This is a genomic window from Nocardia asteroides (assembly GCA_019930625.1).
Classification (GTDB): Bacteria; Actinomycetota; Actinomycetes; order Mycobacteriales; family Mycobacteriaceae; genus Nocardia; species Nocardia sputi.
On sequence record CP082844.1, the window covers coordinates 5,403,173 to 5,426,387 of the forward strand.

At 66.6% G+C, this 23,215-nt stretch carries 19 protein-coding genes and 1 riboswitch; of the genes, 2 read left to right on the top strand and 17 right to left on the bottom strand.

All coding sequences use genetic code 11. The annotated features are described in order from the left end of the window. Window positions 1–88 precede the first annotated feature (88 nt). The 3 genes from K8O92_24805 to K8O92_24815 form a co-directional block, all read right to left on the bottom strand. The gene (locus tag K8O92_24805) at window positions 89–889 is read right to left on the bottom strand and encodes an SDR family NAD(P)-dependent oxidoreductase (GenBank protein UAK31049.1); all 801 of its coding nucleotides are present in this window, start codon (window positions 887–889) and stop codon (window positions 89–91) included. Window positions 890–943: 54 nt separating this feature from the next. Further along, window positions 944–1,576, bottom strand: a complete 633-nt coding sequence (locus K8O92_24810; GenBank protein UAK31050.1) for a TetR/AcrR family transcriptional regulator — start codon at window positions 1,574–1,576, stop codon at window positions 944–946. A 293-nt stretch (window positions 1,577–1,869) separates the two neighbouring features. Further along, on the bottom strand, window positions 1,870–2,529 hold the full coding sequence (locus tag K8O92_24815) for a DUF2306 domain-containing protein (protein ID UAK31051.1): 660 nt from the start codon (window positions 2,527–2,529) through the stop codon (window positions 1,870–1,872). 156 nt (window positions 2,530–2,685) lie between these two features. Between K8O92_24815 and K8O92_24820 the strand changes: the two genes are divergently transcribed. Next, window positions 2,686–3,420, top strand: coding sequence for a TetR/AcrR family transcriptional regulator (locus tag K8O92_24820; protein UAK31052.1), 735 nt, complete (start codon window positions 2,686–2,688; stop codon window positions 3,418–3,420). A gap of 211 nt (window positions 3,421–3,631) precedes the next feature. On the opposite strand, the gene K8O92_24825 is transcribed toward K8O92_24820, so the two are convergent. From K8O92_24825 to K8O92_24880, 12 genes are all read right to left on the bottom strand, one after another. Next, entirely contained in the window at window positions 3,632–4,546 is a 915-nt protein-coding gene (locus K8O92_24825) for a D-alanyl-D-alanine carboxypeptidase (GenBank protein ID UAK31053.1), read from the bottom strand. Between the two features lie 227 nt (window positions 4,547–4,773). Continuing rightward, window positions 4,774–4,914, bottom strand: coding sequence for a hypothetical protein (locus K8O92_24830; GenBank protein ID UAK31054.1), 141 nt, complete (start codon window positions 4,912–4,914; stop codon window positions 4,774–4,776). Between the two features lie 144 nt (window positions 4,915–5,058). Further along, complete coding sequence (locus K8O92_24835; protein UAK31055.1) at window positions 5,059–6,069, bottom strand: ABC transporter substrate-binding protein; 1,011 nt, start codon at window positions 6,067–6,069, stop codon at window positions 5,059–5,061. After that, the gene (locus K8O92_24840) at window positions 6,070–6,840 is read right to left on the bottom strand and encodes an ABC transporter ATP-binding protein (GenBank protein UAK31056.1); all 771 of its coding nucleotides are present in this window, start codon (window positions 6,838–6,840) and stop codon (window positions 6,070–6,072) included. Continuing rightward, the gene (locus K8O92_24845; protein UAK31057.1) at window positions 6,840–7,892 is read right to left on the bottom strand and encodes an iron ABC transporter permease; all 1,053 of its coding nucleotides are present in this window, start codon (window positions 7,890–7,892) and stop codon (window positions 6,840–6,842) included. Before K8O92_24845 ends, K8O92_24840 begins: the two co-directional genes overlap by 1 nt. Window positions 7,893–8,001: 109 nt before the next feature. Beyond that, a riboswitch (cobalamin riboswitch) is annotated at window positions 8,002–8,221 on the bottom strand. Window positions 8,222–8,453: 232 nt separating this feature from the next. Further along, entirely contained in the window at window positions 8,454–9,014 is a 561-nt protein-coding gene (locus tag K8O92_24850; GenBank protein UAK31058.1) for a choice-of-anchor K domain-containing protein, read from the bottom strand. 893 nt (window positions 9,015–9,907) lie between these two features. Further along, a complete protein-coding gene (locus tag K8O92_24855; protein ID UAK31059.1) occupies window positions 9,908–13,045 on the bottom strand; it encodes a TIR domain-containing protein in 3,138 nt (1,045 codons plus the stop codon). Beyond that, a complete protein-coding gene (locus K8O92_24860) occupies window positions 13,039–14,184 on the bottom strand; it encodes a hypothetical protein (protein ID UAK31060.1) in 1,146 nt (381 codons plus the stop codon). The genes K8O92_24855 and K8O92_24860 overlap by 7 nt, the downstream gene beginning before the upstream one ends. A gap of 316 nt (window positions 14,185–14,500) precedes the next feature. After that, a complete protein-coding gene (locus K8O92_24865; protein ID UAK31061.1) occupies window positions 14,501–14,758 on the bottom strand; it encodes an HPr family phosphocarrier protein in 258 nt (85 codons plus the stop codon). A gap of 26 nt (window positions 14,759–14,784) precedes the next feature. After that, window positions 14,785–16,818, bottom strand: coding sequence for a fructose-specific PTS transporter subunit EIIC (locus K8O92_24870; protein ID UAK31062.1), 2,034 nt, complete (start codon window positions 16,816–16,818; stop codon window positions 14,785–14,787). Between the two features lie 8 nt (window positions 16,819–16,826). After that, window positions 16,827–17,777 carry a 1-phosphofructokinase gene (gene pfkB, locus K8O92_24875; protein ID UAK31063.1) on the bottom strand — a complete coding sequence of 317 codons (951 nt, stop codon included), beginning with the start codon at window positions 17,775–17,777 and terminating at the stop codon, window positions 16,827–16,829. Next, a complete protein-coding gene (locus K8O92_24880; GenBank protein ID UAK31064.1) occupies window positions 17,774–18,541 on the bottom strand; it encodes a DeoR/GlpR family DNA-binding transcription regulator in 768 nt (255 codons plus the stop codon). Before K8O92_24880 ends, pfkB begins: the two co-directional genes overlap by 4 nt. 145 nt (window positions 18,542–18,686) lie before the next feature. On the opposite strand from K8O92_24880, the gene K8O92_24885 reads away from it, so the two are divergent. Continuing rightward, the gene (locus tag K8O92_24885) at window positions 18,687–20,387 is read left to right on the top strand and encodes a phosphoenolpyruvate--protein phosphotransferase (GenBank protein UAK35930.1); all 1,701 of its coding nucleotides are present in this window, start codon (window positions 18,687–18,689) and stop codon (window positions 20,385–20,387) included. Window positions 20,388–20,407: 20 nt separating this feature from the next. Here the strand turns inward: K8O92_24885 and rfbD are convergent, their stop codons facing one another. Together rfbD and rfbH are read right to left on the bottom strand one after the other, a co-directional pair. Further along, on the bottom strand, window positions 20,408–21,277 hold the full coding sequence (gene rfbD / locus K8O92_24890; protein ID UAK31065.1) for a dTDP-4-dehydrorhamnose reductase: 870 nt from the start codon (window positions 21,275–21,277) through the stop codon (window positions 20,408–20,410). Next, window positions 21,274–22,773 carry a lipopolysaccharide biosynthesis protein RfbH gene (gene rfbH / locus K8O92_24895; GenBank protein ID UAK31066.1) on the bottom strand — a complete coding sequence of 500 codons (1,500 nt, stop codon included), beginning with the start codon at window positions 22,771–22,773 and terminating at the stop codon, window positions 21,274–21,276. Before rfbH ends, rfbD begins: the two co-directional genes overlap by 4 nt. Window positions 22,774–23,215: the final 442 nt, after the last annotated feature.

Below are 23,215 nucleotides of genomic sequence, written 5' to 3' on the forward strand. Positions count from 1 at the left end.
TCGCGTCGGGCGTACTCCGCAGCCGACAGTTATCCGGTGCGTCGTATGCCATGGAAATGGAACGGGTTGGGTCCATGCAGGGTATGGATCAAGCCTTGTGATGGAATCGGCTACCGAGGTCGTTTCCGAGGCGTTCGGAATCTATGAGGCGATGGATGGGTGCTACCAGCCCAGGCGCGATGCATCCGACAGTGGCGAGTATGCGTGTTTCGATGGGAGCGACGACGATTTCGTCGATGTCCTCTTGGACGGCCCGGATAACAGCGCGGGCGACTTGCTCGGGCGTGACCGTGCGCATTCCGGGTGGGAGTCGACTGCCGCTATCGGCGAACATCCCCGCATCTCGGACGAACCCGGGCTCGATGATGGACACGCCGATCTCGGCATCGCGAAGATCGTGCCGCAGGGCGAGGGCGAAGCCGCGAAGGCCGAATTTGGTGGCGTTGTAGAGGCTGACCCGCGGTGCGGGCAGCAGGCCGGCGACCGACCCCATGAAGACGATGTGTCCCGCGCCCCGCGTGCGCATTCGCTCGGCGAGATCGCGGGCGAGCAGAATCGGCGCACGCAGATTGACATCGAGGACGCGGTCGAGATCGGCGGCGGCGAAATCCAGTATGTGGCCTCCTGCCGGTAGACCGGCATTGGCGATGAGAACATCCACCGGCCCAGCCTGGGCGAGCAGGCGTGACAGTTCGTCTGGCTCCGATAGATCCGCGGGAATCACGGTCGCGTCGAGCTCGGCGGCGAGCGCGGCCAACGCTTCGGCGCGGCGGCCGGTCAGCACGAGATCACAGCCGTGGACGGCGAGTTCACGCGCTACCGCGTGCCCGAGACCGCCGGTGGCGCCGGTCAGCAGCACCGTGGCGGAATCCAGTTGCACAGGGGACATGATCGAGTCCTTCCGTGCCGTCGACGACATCGGCGATCGGCTTGATCGAATGGTTCAGCAACTGGGACCGGGTCGATAGGCGCGAAGGAAGGCTTGGACGCCTGCGGTCACGCTGGCGTCGATGTCCCCGGGTTCGGCATCTATGGCGCCCCAGAAGGTCCGGTTGTTGGCCTCACCCGCGGCTAGTAGAACGAAGTGGACGGCTGCGCGTTCGGGGGCGTCGAGTTCGAGCAGCCCCCGTGCGGCGAGCTCGGAGAACCTCCGGGCCAGCGCGGCATGGACCGGCCGAGGGCCGGTGTCGAGCCAGGCATCGAGTATCTCGCCCGGGATATGGTCTGCCTCGGCGCGGATTTGGCGGACGAGCGCGAAATGATCCTCGTCGCCACCGACGACGAAGGCGCGGCCGAGTGCGATCAGGTCCGCCTCGACATCCCCGACGTTACCCAGATGGTGATCGATCGCAGCACATCGACTGGTACGGGCATGCGCGGCACTATCGACAATCACCGCGGTGAACAGCTGCTTCTTATCGGCGAAGTGCTTATAGATCGTGCGCGTCGACACCGCGGACTCGCCTGCGATGGCGTCGATGGAGGCGCGGGTGTAGCCGTCGCGGCAGAACACCGTACGTGCTCCCCGCAAGATGGAAGCCCGCTTATCCGGCCGCAAGGGGCGCACCACGGCCACATCGGGGCTCGTCATGACCGGCTCTGCGGGTTGCGGGCCATCGACTTCCAACCTGGCTGTCCACCGGCTGCGATCAGGTCTTCGGAGACGAACATCCCGTTCCTCCTGCTGTGTGTGGTGCCGCCGCATCGGGGGTGCTCGAGCTAGAGTACAACGATCAATTTACCCGCCCATTCGGCACAGCGCCAGAACGCCGCATTGTGAGAGCTCCTGTAGGACAGCCACTCCCGCGCATGATCGGATAACCGGCCGGAGCTCCGAAACCAGCTTGCGGACGTGTTCGTCGCGGCAATTCACATGGCTCGAGCTCTTTCGGGCGCGGGTCGGGTCTTCTGCACCCGCTGTCCGCGTTCGATCCACCATTCGGCGGTCAGCAGTGACAGCGTCCAGCCGAGCCAAGTGCCGATGCCTGCGATCGTCTGCGTGAGTAGCTCCTCGTCGCCATGAAAGGTGCTGTTCAGCTGGGGACTCAGGATGAGCAGCAGCGCTACGCCGAGTACCCGGTTGAGCATGATGGACAGGGTGAGCGCGAAGCTGCGGATCATCCAGCGGCGATGCTCGGCGAATCGGCGGCGCCGGGCCATGCGCCAGCCGGTGAGGGTGGTGATGAGCCACAACGTCGCAAGCATGACGTTGCTGACCCGGGCGACCGGACCGAAGGGGCTGGTCGCACCGATCACCAGTCCGGCGAGCCCTGCGGGTAGCACACCGGCGATGACGTACCAGCGACCCAACCGCCGATGTAAAACGGGATGCTTGCGCCGAAACCACGGCCAGACCTGGAATCCGCAAACGAGGATGGCGATCGACCCACACACTACGTGCACGACGAGCAGTGGGTAGTGCGGCGCGAACCCCGGGTCGGGGACCCGCGACCGGGTCGGATCCAGCGTCAGATATGGCGGCAGGGAGAAAGCGACGAAGGCGAACGTCAGTACCAGCAGCGGCCCCATCCAGGGGCGCTGCCACCATGACCGCCGATGTGGTTTCGGCGCAGGTGATTTCGGAGGACTAGTCGGTATTGCCATAGTGGACCACCCGTAGATCGCGAGGACGATACTATTGCGTAGTTTATACGCAATAGCGTAGTGCATACGCAATATGAAGGCGTGAGGAGCGAAGTGGCCGAGGAACTACCGCGCGTGGCGCGACTGCTGTGGTCGGGCACTGAACGTTCCGGCCGCGGCCGACGGCCGGCGTTGACCCTGGATCGCATCGTCGAGGCGGCCATCGCCATCGCGGACGCGGACGGGATCGGCGCGCTGTCGATGCAACGGGTCGCCACCGAACTCGGCTCGGCCACCATGTCGCTGTACCGGCATGTGCCGAGCAAGGACGACCTCGTCGCCCTCATGCTCGATACAGCCATGGCCGAACGGCTCGACCTGCCCATGGGTGACTGGCGGGCAGCCCTCGAACACTGGGCGCGCCGAACCCGTGAGATGTATCTACGCCACCCTTGGATATTGGCGGTCGGTGCGAGCAATCGCTGGATGGGCCCGAATGAGGCCGCATGGGGAGAGGCCGCGATGAGCGCTCTCCTCGATACCGCGCTGCCACCGGAGGCCATCGGCGATGTAGTCTTCTCCGTCAACGCTTTCGTCAGCGGTGTTGCGCGCCTGGAGATCGACCCGGCACTGGGCCGCGGGGCAGCGGGGTACGTCGGCCCCATACTCGACCCGGAGATGGTCCAGCGCTACGGGCAGCCCGAGCGGTACCCGGCACTGATGGCCATTCTGACCGCAGGAGCAGGCGGCGACCCTGGTACGCGTACCGTCGCCGGAGGCGTGTTCGAGTTCGGCCTCGGCAAGCTGCTCGACGGCATCGCCGCCTATCTGGCCTGATTCGAACACCGCGGACTCGCGCCAGGCGGTGATCATGGCCAGGCACACCCTCGGGTTGATTCGGATCGAGAATTTGGGTGACATCTGATTGCGAATTTCGATCACCCAGGTGCTCGTGGCGTGCGGGTCCCTCGTGGCGCCACCCGGTCGTATTTGTCGCGGCGAATCATTCTGGTGTGCGGTGCGGTTGGCCGGTCTGCCGCGTTCGGTGTCAATCGATCGGCAGCAGGCTCAGGATCGGGTCGTAGGCCCAGTTCAGCATGCGCTCGGCGTCGTTCTTGGCGGCGACGTCGCTGTCGGGTGAGCTGTGCAGGACTACACCGATCAGCGGTATTCCCGCCCTGACCGTTTCGAACAGCAGGCAGGTTCCCGCGGCGTCGGTGTATCCGGTTTTGATGCCGATGGTGCCGGGATAGTCGCGCAGCAGCAGATTCGTGGTCTGCCAGAGGTGTGCCCGGTTGTTCGGGCCTGCGGGCAGGTGATAGCTCTTCGACCCGACGATCTCTCGGAACACTGGCGTGCTCATCGCGCGCAGGCCGAGGGCCACCAGGTCCGCTGGTGTGGAGTAGGTGGAGTGGTCGGTGGGGGCGGGCAGCCCGCTGGGGTCGGTGAAATGTGTCCCTGCCAAGCGCATGTGACGTGCGGTGTCGTTCATTCTGGCGAGGAAGCCGTCTTGGCCGGGCCCGTAGGCCTCGGCAAGGGTATAGGCGGCGTCGCAGCCGGACGGCAGCAGCATCGCGTACAGGAGTTGTCGCGCGGTGAGCACTTCACCGGGGACCAGGCCCGCGTTGCTTCCGTCGTACTTGGTGCAGTAGGAGATGATCTCCTGCGGCACGGTAATGCCCCGGTCGAGGTCGCCGGAGTTGATCACTACCAGTGCCGTCATCACCTTGGTGATACTGGCTATCGGGACCGGGATGTTCGGCTGTCGCGACCACAGCACCGTGCCGGTGATTCCCTCTGCCAGCGCTGCTCCCGACGCCTGCACTGCCTCCGGCTCAGGGGTCGGCCAGGGTAATTGAATATGGGTCTCGCTCGCGGCAGGCGCGGGCGCGACTCCATGACCGGCTACCACGACCAGCGCTCCGGCGACAGCGGCCTGCAACAATCTAGCAAATGTGCGCATAGCCGCATTCTGCCGTGTGTCTCTGCCGATCAGCGGGATTTCACCGTCTGCATTATGGCGTTGCTCCAGTACAGCATGCAATTAGCTAATCAAGGATGCTCTGCGCCCGGCACCTCTCGCGGCGACCGCTCGCCCAGCGGCATCACCGGATCGAACGACGAGTTCGTGTCTCGGGGTGCCTCGATGTGGACCGGCCCGATCTCGGTCAGCACCGAGGTGATCAGGGCTCAGCCGAATCCAGCGGCGGTGACGGCAGGATCGGTTTCGATGACGCAAAGCCGTGGCCGATGATGGCGTCGATTGTTACTCGCGGCGATGGCGTGCTCCGTGCAGGCGTCGATCAGCGCGTCGCGGTGCTCGCCGGACACTTGTAGTGCCTTCGGACAGCGCGCCCTTCAGCTCGTTCGCGGCCTGCACGATGTTCATCGGTTGCGGCGTGATCATCACGTCCGATCGGAGAATTCCGCCCGGAAAGCTGTACGCCGCTGCCGGGTACAAGTGATCAGCGATGCTCAGTATCCTTTGGAACGGAGGAACCCGGCTACTGTGACGACGGCCTGGGGGTTGCGTGGACTTTCGACCAACGCGGCGTAGGGCAACGCGATGATGTTGTTCTCGCGGACAGCCGCTGTTCCGGCCATCAGCGGATGGGCGCGCAATTGCTCGATCTTCGCTTGCACCGAGTTCTCCGGGCCCGCGCCGTAGTCGACGATCACGATCGCCTGCGGATCCCGCTGTGCCGCGGCCTCCCACGAGGTCGTGGTCCACGAATCGTTCAAATCGTCGAAGATATTGGCGCCACCCGCTTCGCGGATGATCTGCGACGGTGCGGCGGTACGGCCCGAGGTGAACGGTTCCGGTGTCGCGCTGTCGAACAGGAAGACCCGGACCGGTTGCTGTCCGGCCGGTGCACTGTCGGCGGCTACGGCGACCTGTTCCTGGTATCGGGAGACCAGTTCGCCCGCCTTCTCGCGCACATCGAAGATCTCGCCCAGGTTGGTCAGGTCTGTGTACAGGGCGTCGAGCGGTTCCATAACCCCGCGGCGATTCGTTCCGGGCTGTCGGCATGCCTCGGTCAACTGGTACGGCACCGCCCCGATCGACCGCACCCATTCCGGGGTCATACCCGTGGACTCCTTGAATCCGTAGTTCCAGCCGGCGAAGACGAAATCGGGGGCGGCGGCCTGGACGACTTCGCGGGTGAAGGCGTCACCGAGCGGCGGCACGCGTTCGAAGTCGGCCTGCCACGGTGAAGTGGCGATATCGCGTTCCTTACCGGGGTAGCTGGTGTAGCCGACCAGCCGATCGGCCAAACCGAGGGCCAACATCATCTCGGTGATCCCCGTGTCGTTCGTGATCACCCGCTCGGGGACACCGTCGACGGTGAGCGGAGCGCCGCAGTTGGTGACCGTCACCGACTCGCCGCTCACGTTCCTCGGGGCCTGCTGCACCTCGGCGCCGCAAGCTGCCGTGACGAGTACGCACGCGACAGCAATTGCCGTGATCACCGGGGATGACCTCATCTATCGTTCCTTCTGGTCGAAGATGATCTGCGGGACGCCCAGCCGGGGGTGGCTGACGATATGGCCGCCGATCGAGAACCAACGGGTGATCACCTCGGTGGTGATCACCTCATTCGGGGGGCCCGAACACACGAGCCGGCCCGCGTGCAGGACGAAGATCCGGTCGCAGTGCTGGGCGGCCAGATTGAGGTCGTGCAGCGCCGCCACCACGGTGATGCCCAGATCTCGCGCCGCGGACAGAACGCTGTACTGGTGATGGACATCGAGGTGATTGGTCGGCTCGTCCAGGACCAGAACGCGCGGCTGCTGGGCAAGCGCCCGCGCGATCAGAACACGCTGGCGCTCACCGCCCGACAGCGACAGGAATCCGCGCGACGCGAGATGCCCGATATCGGCCGTCGCCATCGCCGCGGAACAGATCCCCCGGTCGCGTCGGTGCGTGCCCCGCAGGAGCGCGGTATGCGGTAGTCGTCCGGTGGCGACGACCTCGGCGGCGGTGAAGTCGAACGGAGTAGTCGTATCCTGGGTGAGCGCCGCTACCTGACGGGCGTTCTCGCGCATGCTGATCGCCGCGATATCCGTACTGCCGACCAGGACTCGTCCCGTCGTCGGCGACAGTGCGCGGTAGAGGCAACGCAGCAGGGTGGACTTACCGCTGCCGTTCGGGCCCACGATGCCGATGAACTCTCCTGGCGCGGCGGCCAAGGTCACCGCCTCGACGACCGTCGTGCCGTCGAACTCGACCGTGACATTCTCGTAGTCGACCCGCATCAGCCGTGCTCCACCAGTGCGCCGCGGCGTCGCATCAACAGAACGAACACGGGAACCCCCACCGCCGCGGTGATCGCGCCCAGGGGTAACTCCTGCGGTGGTAAGAGTGTCCGCGCCAACAGGTCCGCGGTCACCAGGAACACGGCGCCCAGTAGCGGTGTCACGATGGTGAGGCGCCGGTGGCCGGCGCCCACCAGCAGTCTGGCGATATGCGGAACCACCAGTCCGACGAAGCCGATCGCCCCGCAAACCGCAACGAAACATCCCGTCATCGCGGCGGAGACGACGAACAGGAGCAGCCGGAACCGGGAGGCGTTCATCCCGAGAGCGGCGCCGACCTCGTCTCCCATCGACAGTGCGTCGAGGTGTCGCGCGTACACGGCGATGACCGCCAGTCCGATCGCCGCAACCCCGGCGACCAGTGGCACCATTCGCCAGGTTGTCCCGGCCAGACTCCCGAGCAGCCAGAACATCACGGAACGGGCGGCATCCCCGTGCGGGGCAAGGAATACCAGCACCGTCGTCGCCGCGGAGAAGCCGTAGCCGATGGCGGTACCGGTGAGCACCAGGCGCAGCGGCACCAGCCCAGAGGCCGAACGCGCCATCAGATAGACGAGCACCGTGGCGCCCAGCGCCCCGGCGAAGGCGGCGGTCGACAGCGCGTAGATACCGAGCGCGCCGAAGACCCCGAAGAGTACGACTGCGGTAGCGCCCACCGACGCACCCGAGGAGATCCCGAGGACGTATGGGTCGGCGAGCGCGTTGCGGACCATGGCCTGTACGAGCAGTCCGACCCCGCCGAGACCGGCTCCGACCAGGGCCGCCAAGAGTACGCGGGGCAGCCGGGAATCGACGACGATCCGATAGTTGGCGACGTCGGCGGCGACCACCGTCCCGCCGGTGAGTTCGGCCCAGAGGAACCAGACCGTGTCACGCCAGGGGATATGAGCCGCGCCCAGCGCCAGAGCGAGCACGCAGGCCACTGCCAGCGCCGTGATCAGGCTGGGGACCAGCACGGCGACCGACAGCCGGCGCCTCTCGACACTTCTCATCGGTCCAGCTCTACCCACACCGTCTCGAAATCGGATGTGCGCGGGCAGGCGAGCACCACAGGACCCATACCTCGTCAACCGCTCCCTCGGAGTCGACAGAAGGCCGCGCCATCGGCTCGGCCACGCGGGCAGGTCTTCGGGCTCGTGGACGTGACACCGGAACCTCCGGCCTCGCCTACTGGCGGTCGCTTCCCGGGCTCGGAGCCCAGTGCTGATGACCGCGGTCGTTTCCACATACCGCTGCGGGGCAGCTCCGGATTCCCACCGGATTCCCTCTTACGAGCCGCCCGTCCGGGGGACGAGCGGCAACCAGCGCTCGGTCACAGTAGCATTCGAGCCGCCCGCGGGACGCCGTCGCCTCGATTACCGGCCCGGAGCGCGCGCCGCGGGCGCTGGGCTGTGCATCCGAACTCCGGTCGGGTGCTCGGCTACCCGTGTCCGGTCGCTGCGCGCGAGAATGGCGGGCCGGTTCACGCGGTCGTAGCCCCTGCTGAGCCGGACCGCCGTGCCTGTTTCGCCGCACGGCGGTGAGGTCCTGCGTCGGCGGGATCGGTGCTGGGGTCAGGAGCCCGGCTCATCCGTCGGCTCGAACCGGGCAACGAGCCAGACTCTTTTGTTTCTGCCCTCGGGATTCTGGAACTGCGGGATCACCTGCCCGGTCTGATCCAAGAAACCCGTGATCGACACCTTGTATTCGGTGTCGTCGATGTACACGATGTCGTTCTCGTGGACTACGGGCAGTTTGACCACGTCGGACACGTCGCCAGGCTGGTTGGCCGTCTCGTTATGGCGGAAACGCAGTGTGAAGGTGTGGTCGAACCCCTCGTCCTGGAAGTCCACCGTGACCTTCAGGTACACCCAGAACTGCGTGTGCTCGAGGTGGATTCGGCGGTTGTAGTGCGTGAAGATGCCGAGATTGAAATCCTTGCCGTCCAGGCGGGCATCGACGTCGGTGAGACCCGTGAAGTCATAACCGCTCTTCTCGCTGTCCTGCGCGCTGCCCCACCTGATGCTGGATCTGATGCCGCTGCTGGATGCGACGCCAGGTTTTCTCAGACCTTCGAACTGTGTCTCGTCGACGCTGACACGCGTCCATTCCCCTTTGGTGCTGACTTTGCCCACGACAGAAACCCTCCCTGGACCCGGCTCTCACCGAATGATCTGTCTATCCAACGAGACTCCATCATCCCTCCACGGAGGCAACTTGTCATCGAAATCGTCTGCGAGCCAACGCTACTCGTCGGCAGGCAAGGCAACCGACCCGCAACGTCCCGTTGCCCGTCCGCCGGGCAACGGTCTGGACCCACATCCTGCGCTGCGACCGGTCCGGCCCTGATCGCGGTAGTCGGCGAGTCGGTCCGTCGTAACAACCTCGTGCAGGAAACCGAAAGTCGCCGGACCACGCTTGGAGCGATCTCCACCGAGAGGGATTCGAATGAGAAGACCGATAGTCGCCACCGCACGAGTTGCGGCCGCCGCGGTGCTGGGTCTGGGCGTTGCGGCGGTAGCCGGTTCCGGGACGGCTCAGGCCGCGCCACAGGACTGCGTCATCACGCGGGACCTGACCAGTGCGACGGCGACATGTCATGATCACGACGCCCCGGCCGGCGGGGAGTACGCCCTGATCGTCGACTGCTTCGGCTTGCACGGTGTGCCGAATGCCTTTCCGTTGATGGCCTTCGGTCCTTACAGCGGCTCATGGAGCGGTTCGTTCAGTCCATCAGGTCATGGCACGGCCTCGTGTGCAGGTCCTTTCAGCATCGGAACCGCCACCGGCGCTCACGTAGCGATATACCGCGACTGACGCCCGTTGCGGTGGCGCGAACAAGACTCACGAGGTCGGCGAAAGCTGGTCAGATCGTGCGGGCGGAGGGCTCGGTACGGTCGCGGAATACCCGCGGGGCGCTGCTCCATGGTTTGGCCGGGCGTCTCCAGGCCTTGTTGCAGTGCGGGAGCGATGTCCTCATCCGCCTTGCGCGCGTAGGACAGGAAGACGTCTATGTCGGAGTTCATCCTCACCCTCCAGCACCGGAGCAAGCAGGCGCCGAGTACGCGGTACACAGCTGGTCGATCAGCAGCGGAACCGTGATCGGGATCTCGACGGCGCGCTGCGAAGTCAACTCATCCTTTCGATACAGCAGGATGGTGATGAAGCCATCCGATTCGTACAGCGCGATTCGTTGCGGATGCATGGTGGTGTCCATTGATTGGCGACTGGTCATGAGGCGGCGACCGGTCGCGATGTCGAAGATCTCGAAGGTCGAATCCTCGGCCACCACGACTGCGAGGGTGCCGTGATCGGCCAGGGCGAGGCCGACGATACGTTGCACTGTCACGGGAATAGTCGTCTGCTGTTGCCAGCCGCCGGAGGCGGACCGGTAGATGCGCAGCAGCCCCTCGCCTTCGGCGATTCCCGCGATCAGCGAGTCCGACACCGAGACGCGCGCGCCCGGCCTGCTGATCTCCACGGGTGCGGGCGTGGTGCGGACGTCGGAGGAATCGCCGTCCCATCCGGTGATCTGCAGTCGTCCTGCTTCGTCGCGCCAGAGGATGCGGCCGCGGTCGCCGTCGATGCCGTAGTCGACGACTCGGTCGGGCGGGATCGCGTCCACGAGTTTTCCGCTGTGGCAGTCGATCGTGCCACGTGGCCCCGCGGCTACCAGCAGCGCCTGTCGGGCCGACTTCTTGGATGTCTGGAAACCCGGAGCCGGAACGTACTTCGCAGGTCGCACGGCGCAGAAGTTGTCGGCGTCGCCGATATTTCCGGTCTCGGTGATCAGGATCGCACGGGTTCCCGGCCCGAGGAAATCGGCGAGAATCTCCTTGCCCGCGGGGTGCACGGCGAGCACAGTGCCCGCCTTCTCGTCGCGCCAGTTCTGTACCTTGCCGTCGGGCCGCACTATCCGCACATGGTCGTATCCTTTGATCACGCGGAGCGCGCCCAGCGCGGTCGTCGTCTCGGGCAGGGGCATCTGCCGCATTCCCCAGGGTTGGTTGGAGGCGCCCTTACTCGAGAGCACTTCGATCGGCAACTCGGCTTGAACGATCGCGATCTTCGACTCGTCGGTGCTCAGCGCGAGCCCGTCGTATGCCGAGCTTTTTCGGAGAACAGTCTTTCCGGACGCGCCATCGCCGCGGGCGGAGAACCGGAGCCCCTCGTCGACGGAGACGACACCGCAGGCCGGACCGGAGGTGGCGAAACCGTTGAACCTGCGTGCGAGGCGGTTGGCGTCCACGGCCCAGACGGCCGTGGATTGCGTGCCGCCGGTGAGGTATACCTGTTCACCGTTCGCGCAGGCGCCGAGGACGGCATCTTCCCCGGCTCGGCCCGCGCTCTGGCTCCACCCTGAGGGCAGCGCACGCCAGGTATCGCGAGGCATGTCTTTGACCAGCGGCGGGTACGACACTTCGCCGGGCGGCCAGACAACCGAGGCGCCATCGCGGAATACGACGACGAAACCGTGCTCGACAGGCCGGATCCGTGTGGAGTGGAAGAACCGCTCCTCGCGCGCCCGGCTCTCGATGCGGACCGAACCGGGGGTGCCGGGCATGGACACCGTGCCGTCCGCCGCTACTTCGGCGAGTTCACCGGTGAGTCCGGACAGGGTGAGCCTCGGTGCGGAGTCGACCGCTTCCGGGCTCGCCCTCACTTCGGTGAGTTGGTATCCGTCCTGGTCGGGGCGCCCGAGGAGCCAGCGCCGATCGTCCGCGCGAACGGCGAAACCGCCCGAGTTGTCCAGCACATCAACCGTGCGCACCGGCTGATCGCCGAGCCGATGCACGCCGTCGGCGCGCACTACGGCGATGCCGCCCGCACCGGCGACGACGGCCGCCGGATCCTCGGGCCGTACGGCGACGCTGGGCATGCCCGCCAGTTCGGTCGTTTCGCCCCCATGGTTGGCGAAATACGAAATGCCTTGCGATCCGCCCTTCTCCTGCGTGGTGACGAGGAGGCCACCGGCGAACGTGTGCAGTGTGCACGACCAGGAACGCGACCAGGCGGGGTCCAGCCTTCGGGCCTCCCGGGTGGCCAACGAGATGATCAGTGGACCCGCGTCGCAACAACCGGCGGCCCAGCGGGATCCGACCGAGGCGATCCCACTGAGGTTCGGTACACGCAGCCGCGTCGCGAACAGTTGTCGCCCGGTCTCCAGGTCCCACTGGACCAGATACGAATCGTCGTCGTCCGGAGCATGCCCCCAGGCGAAAAGGTGCGAACCGTCGTGTGAGAAGGCGACACCCGTGCCGGGATAGCCGGCGTCCGCACGCGGGAACTCGAACGCGTGCTGCAGTACGGCACTGGAATCCGCGACGGCGAGCAATGCGGCTCGGACGCTGGTGCTCGAGGAGAGTTGCGCGGCTTCGACGCCCAGCCGGATGCCGCGTGCTGCGGAGTCCCCGGCGGCGAGCAGCGCTTGCGCCGCGTTCGCTTCTGCTCTGGCCTGCACGGTCTCTCGGTCCGCGCGCGCACGATTGCTCTCGGAGCTACGCCAATTGGAGAACGCCATGGTGGCCGCGACGAGCGCCATCACCAGCAGAATACTCAGCGCCGACACGATCGCCCTCGTCTGTCGCTGGCGGCGCTGCTGGAAGTTCGCCTCGGCGAGCAGCAGGTCCTCGGGACGTATCCCCGCGATCGGTGCGTACAAGCCCACCAGCGCGGTCTCGTCGGTTCCCGTCAGAGAACTCTGCAATTCGACCCACTTCTGCTCCTCGGGGAACCGCTTCGCCAGCGCCGACGGCAGGAATCGTGGTTCGGCGAAATCGTTGCGCGCGTCATCACACTTCAGATCTACCGACGGGTCGTGCCGCACGAGGAACAGGCGGGACACGTCGCCCCCGTTGTCCAGCCAATGCCGGATCTCGAGATCCACCCACGGAGACTTGTAAGTGTCCGGACCGAGTAGGACGATCAGGCAGCGGGAATTCTTCAGCGCGTTCTTGATCTCCCCGCTGAGCTTGCCCGCGATGAGGGACTGGGTGTCCAAGAACAAAGAAATGAGATCGCCGTCGGGACGATGCCGTTTCGACAAGGCGACGAGCGCGCGCTGCAACTGGTGCGCGGCCTTGCTCGAGGTCTGCGCTCGGTAGGAGATGAACGCGTCGAACCGCGGTCGTGATTTGTCTGTCGGCGTGGGCGTTTCGTTCAGCACGACAGACTCCCGGAGGTGGCGGCCAGCACCGCGGACTTGGGGAACTCTTTACGGACGCCGCCGGAGACCACGACAACCGACCGCTTGTCGTCGGCGCCCGTGTAGCCGATCGTGTCGCCGCACGTCGGTCCGATCACCTGCGACGCGCGGTCGGATTCGGCGAGTGCGTCTGTGAACGTTTGGGTCCGGACGTCGTACGTACGGATCCAGGACTGCGGTGCCGGATCGCACGTCTCGTCGCGCGGTGGTGCGTGCACCTGGCCGGTGACCACGACCTTGCCGTCGGCCCAGCGCAGACTGTCGATGTAGAACCACGGATCGGACAACGTGCCCGAGGACGTCATGCGGGCCAATGGGCGATCGGGGTAGGTGTCCAGTTCGCGCATCTCCGCGAGATCGACCACGCGAAGATGGGCGATGGTGATACAGGCTCCGCCGGATCCGCCCGCGGTGAGCGCCAGATAGCGCTGGTCGGGCGAGACCTCGGCGTCGAAGGTTTTTCCGTCGATCATCAAGTAGCTCAGCAGCTGCCCGGCGCGGGAATATCGCGCGACGACCTGGGGTCCCCGGCGCGCACCGCCGAGCCGTGAGGCGTAGGTCAGGTAGATGTGCTCGTCCGTCGCCGCCAGCACGTCCGGCGGCCGGGAGTCCTCGTCGGTGCGTATGCCGAGCCAGCGTTCGTTCAGTCGAGTCGACGGTGTGGAACGGATCTCGCCGAGGCTGCCGTCGAATTCGACGAGGTCGAAGCCGTCCCCGGCCCGGTAGTTCGCTCGCGCGGTGATCGCGATGTCGCCCGCGAGCGCGACGCCGCGGCAGTCCATGCAGGGTGCGGTACGGCGCTCACCCGTTGCGTCGACGATGCCGATCACGTTGCCGGACACCACGAACGCAGTGCCGCGGTCGCGCCAGGCGGCAGCTGCGCCGTTCCAGTTCCCGTCTTTGGGAGCGAAAGACGTCAATGTCCGAGCGCCGATGCCATCGGTGATGGCGAGACCGGAATCGGTGCTGAGAATCGCGAAGCCTTGGCCTGCGCTGGTCGCCGTGCCGAAGTTGCGGTCGCTGCCGCAGGCGGGTAGCACCGCCACCATAACGAGTATCACGAACAGCGGCCGCAGCGAAACGCGGAGAAAAGAACGCACTCCCGCCCCCATCGGTGTCGAAGTGATCGCGGCCGACGCCGCCGCGACTCGATCACCGAATGATTGCACGAAAGACGTTGCAGCAGCGATGAGTCGCGTCATTCGGGCTGAACAAGACCCGGTACCCGTTTCGGACCCGATTCTTGTCTGTCCCGGAATACGTCACGGATGGTTCGAGAGTGGATTCACCATCACGAGGTGGCTCAAAGGGTGGGAAGCGGATTCCGAATTCTGGTTGCGAAGTTCTGTCCAAGAGCCCCGAACTGTCGACGATTTCTACCGGGCGACGAGATCACTTCGTCGATCGTGGTGCCGCTCAGGTATCGAGATCGGCGGCCACCAGTGCGGCGACCTTGTCCAGCGCGGCTTGGTCGTCGCTGGTGATCACGACCGGGGTGCCCTGTGTGGCGCCGAGGGTCATGATCATCAGCGCCGATCCCGCGTCGACCGGATCGCCGCCGGCGAGCGAGAGGGTGACGGGAACGCCCGCGGCTTGGACAGCTTCGGCGATGATGTTGGCGGGACGGGCGTGCAGGCCGATGGACGAGCCGACCTCGACGGTTGTTTGCAGCATGGCGGGGACTCCTTCTCTGGGGACGATTATCCAGCGGTAACGGTGGAGGGGGACGGAGACGGTACGGCGGTCCGCGTGCGGACCAGTTCTTTGGCGACCGTGACGCAGACCGCGCCGACGAGCGTGCCCGCGGCGAGGGCGGTGAGGAACCACAGGATGTGCCCCACCGCGAAGAAGACGAAAATGCCGCCGTGCGGTGCGCTGAGCGTGGTTCCGGTGGCCATGATCAGCGCCCCGGTGACGGCGCCTCCCGTCATCATGGAAGGTATGACCCGCAGCGGGTCGGCGGCCGCGAACGGAATAGCGCCCTCGGAGATGAACGACGCCCCCAGCAGCCACGCGGCTTTGCCGTTTTCGCGTTCGGCGGTGGTGAACAGCCGGGGTCTGATCGTGGTGGCCAGCGCCATGGCCAGCGGCGGCACCATGCCCGCGGCCATCACCACGGCCATGATGCGCAGTGACGCGATATCGGTGACGGCCAGTCCGGCGACGGCGAAGGAGTAAGCGGCCTTGTTGACCGGTCCGCCGAGATCGAAGCACATCATCAGGCCGAGCACGACTCCGAGCGTGATCGCGGACGTGCCGGACAGCCCGTTGAGCCAGTTGGTGAGTCCGCTGGTCACCGCGGCGAGCGGCTTGCCGAGCACGATGAACATGGCCGCGCCGACGATCAGTGACGCGAACAGCGGGATCACCACCACCGGCATCAGACCCCTGGCCCACTGCGGGACCGCGAAGCGCGCGATCCACAGCGCCGCGAACCCGGCGATCAGTCCGCCGACCAAACCGCCGAGGAATCCGGCCCCGACGAACACCGCGACGGCTCCCGCGGTGAATCCCGGTGCGAGGCCGGGGCGGTCGGCGATGGCGAAGGCGATGTAGCCCGACAGCGCGGGCACCAGGAAGCCGAATGCGAGAGAGCCGAGTTGGAACATCACCGCGCCGAGATAGGTGGCCAGTCCGCCATCGGGCAACGCCGTCAGCGAGTTGTCCAGCACTATGGTCTTGGCGTTGTCGGCGATCTCGTAGCCTCCGAGCAGGAAGCCGAGCGCGATGAGCAGGCCGCCCGCCGCGACGAACGGGATCATGTAGCTGACGCCGGTCAGCAGGATTTGGCGCAGGCGGGTGCCCCAGCCGAGGGTTTCGGATCTCGCTGCGGAGAAAGGCTTTTCGTCGGGTGCGCGGCCGGTGACGGTGGCTGCACCGGGATCGTCCGCGGCACGCAGCGCATCGGCGATCATCGCATCCGGCTCGTTGATCGCCCGTTTGACCCCGGAAGCCACGACGGGCTTGCCCGCGAACCGGTCGCGCCCGCGCACGCCGACGTCGGTGGCGAAGACCACCGCGGCGGCGGCCGCGATGACCTCCTCGCCGAGGGGAGTGCTGCCGCTGGACCCCTGTGTTTCCACGTGCACGGTGACACCGGCGCGTTTGCCCGCGGCGACCAGGGCATCGGCGGCCATGTAGGTGTGCGCGATTCCGGTCGGGCAGGCGGTGACCGCCACGATGGTGCGCCCGGCAGCCGGTTCCTCATGCCCGGGTGCCACGCCCGCACTCGCGTTCTCCGCGGCGGTGCTGCTGCGCGAGGTGGTAGTGGTAGCGGGAGCTTCGAGGACACCCTCGACCAGGGCCACGATGTCTGCGGGCGTCGCCGCCGCACGCAGGTCAGCGACGAACTCCGGCTTCACCAGCGCACGCGCCAGGCTGGACAGCAGTTTCATGTGCTCGGCCCCCGCGCCTTCCGGCGCGGCGATCAGGAAGACGAGGTCGGCCGGACCGTCCGGGGCGCCGAAATCGACTCGCGGGGCGAGCCGGGCGAACGCGAGAGAGGCTTCGGTGACGGTCGCGGCGCGGCAGTGCGGAATCGCGATCCCACCGGGAAGTCCGGTCGCGGACTGGGCTTCCCGGGCGAGCGCCGCGTCGCGCAGTGCCGCGGCGTCTCGCGCACGGCCGATTCCGGCCAAGCGCTCGGCGAGTGCGGCGATCACCGTCTCCTTGGCGGCGCCGAGATCGGCGTCGAGGGTGATCAGATCCTCGGAGATGATCGAGTCGGCCACCATGGCCTCCTTCAGGTGTTGTGCAGGGCGTCCAGCGCCGTGACGCAGACGGCGGCGAGGTCGATGTCGTGTGGCCCGGGTACGCCGGTGCCGGGAAGTGCGGCGGCGGCGCTGCCGTAGGCGACTGCGCGGCGCAACCGTTCGGTGGGCCCGGCGCCGTCCGAGTCGGCGAGCAGGTAGCCGGCCAAGGCCGAATCCCCCGCACCGACCGTGCTGCGCGGTGTCACGCTCGGCGCGGGCGCGTACCAGGCGCCGTCGGGGGTGACCAAGACGGCGCCCGCCTTGCCGAGCGTAGCGAGGACCGTCTCGACGCCCCGCTCGACCAGCGTCGCGGCGGCGCGTGCGGCGGCCACCGGATCCTCCAGTTCGGCGGGGTCGGCACCGGTGAGCTGACCGAGTTCCTCGGTGTTCGGTTTCAGCAACCTCGGCGGGTGGGAGCCGAAGGCGGCGGCGACCGCCCGCAGCGGCGCATCCGAGGCGTCGAGCGCCACCGGAATGCCGCGCAGCCGCCGGAGCAATGCGACGTACCAGTCGGGGGGCACTCCCGGAGGCAGCGAGCCCGACAGCACCACCCAGGACGCGGCATGGGCGAGGTCCTCGAGCGTCTCGGCAAGGGCAGCAGCGCAGGCAGTGGTCAGCGGGGGACCGGGTTCGTTGATCTTCGTCGTGGTCCCATCGGTTTCCGCGATCGTGAGATTGGTCCGCGCCGTCCCGGGCATCGGAACAGCCCGGTAGGCGATGCCCGCGTCGCTCAGCTGCCGCAGCAGCGGATCTCCGGTGTTGCCGGGCAGCACGGCCACGGTCGCGCGGCCCGCCGCGGCGACCACTCTCGACACGTTGACGCCCTTACCGCCGGGATGCGAGCTCACGGTGGCGGCGCGGTGCACCGCGCCCCGGCGCAAGGCCTCGGTGAGGGTTACGGTGCGGTCGATGCTGGGGTTGGCGGTCAGCGTGACGATCATGCCGTGACCACCTCGAGGCCGGAGGCGCTGAGCTCGCTGCGCACCGAATCCGGCACGCCGGTGTCGGTGACCAGGGCGTCGACGTCCTCGACCTCCGCGAATCGCACCAGATCCTCGCGGCCGACCTTGGTGGAGTCGGCGACCACGACGACGCGGTGCGCGCTGGCCACCATGGCTCGCTTGACCGCGGCCTCATCGATGTCCGGGGTGGACAGGCCGTGCGAGGTGGTGAGCGCGTTGGTCCCGAGAAAGCAGACGTCGACCCGCAGTTCGGCGAGCATGCGCTGGGTCTCCGGGCCGACGGCGGCCTGGGTGACGCCGCGGACGCGTCCGCCGAGCAGGTGCAACCGCACCGCGGCGTGCCCGCTGAGGCGGGCCGCGATCGGCACCGAATTGGTGACCGCTACCAGCTCGCGGTCGGTCGGCAGCAGTGCGGCGATCCGCGCGGTGGTGGTGCCCGCGTCGAACAGGACACTGCCACCGGTGGGCGGCAGGAATTCCAACGCCGCTTTGGCGATGCGGTCCTTCTCCGCCGCGCGGCTGTGCTCGCGTTCGCCGGTGCCGAGCTCGATCGCGGTCAGCGCCGCGGCAGGCACCGCGCCGCCGTGCACACGCCTGACCAAGCCCATCCGGTCCAGGACCGCGAGATCGCGCCGGACTGTCTCGGTCGTGACGCCGTATTGATCGGACAGCTCGGTGACCGACACGCGCCCTCGTTGCCCGACCAGCGTCGCGATCGCCTGCTGCCGTTCCTCGGCGTACATCCGACCTCCCGGTTCGATGTTGGTTTATGTTGTTTTATATCTGAATGTGTTGCTTTGTCAATCGTATGGCGTAGTCTGGATCACATCGAAGATCGGATGGGCAGGGAATCGGGCTCGCCGGTTCAGGTGTGGAGGTAGGCGACGGATGACGGGATCTTTGCAGGTAGAAATGGAATCGTTAGTGCTGTGCGGCACACCGGCGGTCTCCGGGGTAGCGTGTGCGCCCGCTGTCCGGCCGGGTGCCCGTCTACGCGTTGCGGAGTCGACTGATTCGATTCCCGAGCCCGGTCGGGCATCCGAGCAGGCGGCGTTCCTTGCGGCAGCGACGACGGTCGCGGACCGTTTGCGGGGACGAGCGGCCCGGGCCGGCGGCGCCGCCGCGGAAGTCCTCGCCGCGAACGCCGCGATGGCCACCGACCGTGGCTGGCTCGGTGTGGCGCAGAAGCTGATCGCGGCCGGCACACCGGCGCGTGCGGCGGCGGTCGCGGCCACCGACCAGTTCGCCGAGATGTTCATCAAGCTCGGCGGGCTGATGGCCGAACGCGTGACAGATCTCCGGGACGTCTGCGATCGGGTCGTCGCCGAACTGGCCGGCGCGCCCGAACCAGGCATCCCGGTGCCGCCAGAGCCCTCGATCCTGCTCGCCGACGACCTCGCGCCCGCGGATGCGGCGGGCCTCGACCCCTCGCTCATCATCGGCTTGGCGACGTCATTCGGCGGGCCTACCAGCCACACGGCGATCATCGCGCGGCAACTCGGCATTCCTTGTGTCGTCGCGGTGGCCGGTCTCGACGCAATCGCGGCGGGTACGCCCGTCCTGCTGGACGGCTCGTCCGGGCGCGTAGTCCTCGATCCCGATCCCGAGGTTGCGGCACGCGCGGTCGAGCGGTTCCGTGCCCGGACGGCCCGAGACGCCGCCTGGACCGGGCCGGGCGCAACCGCGGACGGTCACCGGGTGGAAGTACTGGTCAACGTCCAAGATGGCCCAGGCGCGCAGGCCGCGCGCCGAACACCGGCCGAAGGCGTCGGCCTGTTCCGCACCGAATTGTGCTTCCTGGACCGCGAAACCGAGCCCGCGGTAGCAGAGCAAGAGCGCATCTACCGCGAGGTGTTCGACGCGTACGCCGGCGCCAAGGTGGTGATCCGGACCCTGGACGCCGGATCGGACAAGCCGCTACGATTCGCCGACCATGCCGACGAGGCCAATCCCGCGCTCGGGGTGCGGGGTATCCGCATTGCCGCGCGCGACGCCGGAATCCTCGACCGGCAACTCGACGCGATCTCGCAAGCCGCCGCCGGCCGTTCGCCGGTGCCCTGGGTGATGGCGCCGATGATCTCGACCGCGGCCGAAGCGGAATCCTTCGCCGAGAAGGTGCGCGGCCGGGGGCTGATCCCCGGCGCGATGATCGAGGTGCCCGCCGCCGCGCTCACGGCGGAAGCGATTCTGCGCCACGTCGATTTCCTCTCCGTCGGCACCAATGACCTCGCGCAATACACAATGGCGGCCGACCGGATGTCTCCCGCACTGGCCGCCCTCACCGATCCGTGGCAGCCGGCGGTGCTGGCTCTCGTCGCGCGCACGGCGGTTGCGGGTCAGCGCCTCGGCAAGCCCGTAGGGGTGTGCGGTGAAGCCGCGGCGGATCCGGCCTTGGCCTGCGTGCTGGTCGGCTTCGGCGTCGGATCGCTGTCCATGGCAGCGGGCGCGGTCGCCGCGGTGGGCGCGGGCCTGGCCGAGGTGACCCGTGAGCAGTGCGAGCGCGCCGCGACCGCCGCGCTGGCGGCTTCCGACCCGGCCGCTGCTCGTGCGGCCGTGCGAGCGGTCCTCGGCTGGGCGCCCGGCGCCTGACGATCGAAGATTCCGACCGTTCACGACCGGACGTCACGAACTGCAGCTCTGATAGCGCGACGGAGTCCGTCACGCCAGTGGGGTAGGGGCGTAAGGCCGCTTCCGATCCACGATGCGTTCGACAGAACGGCATTCCGCGGCCGGGTTGCGGCATCTCGGAATTCCGATGTCCGGCAAGGCCGCAACAGATCCGCATCGAGTCCCGCCGCTTCGACGACCGCACGAGCGAATCGGTATTTGGATGCGGCACCGCCTCCGGTCGCGTGGAGCAGGTGCGGTGGATTCGGGTGCGCGACGAGGTCGAACAGTGCGGACACGAGATCGTCGACGTAGGTGGGGGACGCGATCTGGTCGGTGACGACCGCGACGCGCTCGCCTCGGGAGCATCTCCGCACGAGTGCGGCCGGGAAATCCCGATCGGTCCCCGAGTACAGCCACATGGTGCGGACGATCCGCACATCGGGCAACGCTGCTCGGGCGGCCTCCTCACCTGCCAACTTGGATCTTCCGTACACGCTCGACGGGACGGTCGGCGACCAGGTTTCCCATGGACTCGACGCCGCCCCGTCGAAGACGTAGGCGGTCGAGATGTGCAGTAGTCGCGCTCCACTCTTCGCGCAGGCTCGGGCCAGCAGTCCCGGGCCGACCGCGTTGACCGCGAACGCTTTATCGGCTTCGATCTCGGCGGCGTCTACGCCGGTGTAGGCCGCGCAGTTGATGACGACATCGCCGGGGCCGACGGTGTCGTTCACCGCTGTTGCATCGGTGATGTCGAGTTCTTTCGATCCGAACCCGAGCACCTGTCGATCAGCGCGACGAAACGGGCTCGTCGCCCTTGTTATCCCACTGCCGAGCAGTCCGTCGGCACCGGTGACCACCAACCTGTTCACCGCTTGTCCTCGCGGGAGATCGGCACGAGCCGGACCGGGGAGTCTCGGTAGCCCGAAACGTACTCTCGGATCGAGGCGACCATGTAGTCGGTCATCTCGTCGGTTATTCCGGGGTACACGCCTATCCAGAAGGTGTTGTCGGCGACGTAGTCGCTGGCCGCCAAGCTGCCGGATATTCGGCACTCGATGTTCGAGTACGCCGGATGGCGGAGGAGATTTCCGGCGAAGAGGCCACGGGTCGCGATTTTGCGGTGTTCGAGGAAGTTGACGATGTCGATGCGGCCGAAAGGCGCGTCCGGCAGCACCGTGAGGGCGAATCCGAACCAGCTCGGATCGCTACCGAGGGTCGGTTCCGGCAGGCGGAGATGGTCGATCCCATCCAGGCCTTCGCGAAGCCGACGCCAGTTGTGACGCCGACGGGAGCAGAAATCGTCCAGTCTGGCCAGCTGGGAGAGCCCGAGCGCAGCCTGGATATCTGTTGTCTTCAGGTTGTAGCCGATATGCGAATAGATGTACTTGTGGTCGTATCCGTAGGGAAGGCAGCCCAGCTGCTGGGTGAACCTCTTCCCGCATCTGTTGCTTTCGCCCGGCTCACACCAGCAGTCGCGTCCCCAATCGCGCAGAGACTTCACGACGCGTGCTGTGGTCAGGTCGTTGGTCAGCACACATCCGCCCTCACCTGTGGTCAAATGATGTGCCGGGTAGAAGCTGACGGTGGCCAGATCGCCGAAGGTGCCGGTAACTCGTGACCGGTATGTCGAGCCGACTGCATCGCAATTGTCTTCGATCAGGAACATGCCGTGCTCCGCGCACAACGCGGAGATCTCCGCCACCGCAAACGGGTTACCGAGTGTGTGTGCCAGTACCACGGCACGGGTCCTCGGGCCGATTGCCTCCTCCACGGCTTCAGGTGTCGTGTTGTATGTGGCGGGATCGATATCCACGAATACCGGTTTCAACCCGTTTTGCAGGATCGGGTTCACTGTCGTCGGGAAGCCGGCGGCAGCCGTGATCACCTCATCCCCGGGGCACAGCCGGGAGTCGCCCAGTTCCGGGGCGGTCAATGCGGTGACTGCGAGCAGGTTCGCCGAAGAGCCGGAGTTGGTGAGTCGCGCCTTGCGGAGACCCATTTTTCTGGCGAATTCTCTTTCGAATCGATGTGCCAGGATTCCCGCCGCGATACGCATATCCAGCGCGGCCTCGAGGACGGCGACCCTGTCGTCGTCGTCGAGGCAGGCGCCGGATGATTGGATCTCGGTGACGCCTGCGACGAAGTGATTCTCGGTCTGCGAATTGTGGAACCGTCGGATAATCGTGATCAGATCGTCTCTATCGTTCACTCTATTTCTCCCGGTGCGAGAAGCCTGGAACGAAATCTCTGAGGTCTTCGGTAAATGCGGATTGTGGCGGCAGTGCCCACATATGCCGCTTGAGCTCTCGCGCGGCCTGCTGGTAGGTGGGGTCGTCGAGGATTCGCCGGCAGGCGGTGAGAACATCGGAGGCGGTGACGGTCATGGGATCGAGGTGGATGCCGGTGCCGAGGATTTCGCAGCGTCGTGCATTTCCGGGATGATCGGCGAAGAAGGGAAGTACCAGCTGCGGGACTCCGTAGGTTATCGTGTCGCGCATCGAATTCAATCCACCGTGTGTGATGAACAGGTCCACGTTCGCCAATACGAGGGACTGCGGGACGTACGGCAGGACATGGATGTGTGCTGGTAGCGATCGGAATCTGTCCTGATACAGCGACGGCAGCGAGACGACCGCGGTACACCGGAGCACGGCCAAAGCCGCGAAGACCTCCCCGTAGATCTCGGTCATTCGATCCCTGAACCGCGGTGAGAAGGGGCCGATCGATCCTAGCGAGAGGTAAACGATCGGCCTATCGCCAGGCATCGAGGTGAACACCTCCGGGAGCAGTTGATCATTGTGCCGTAC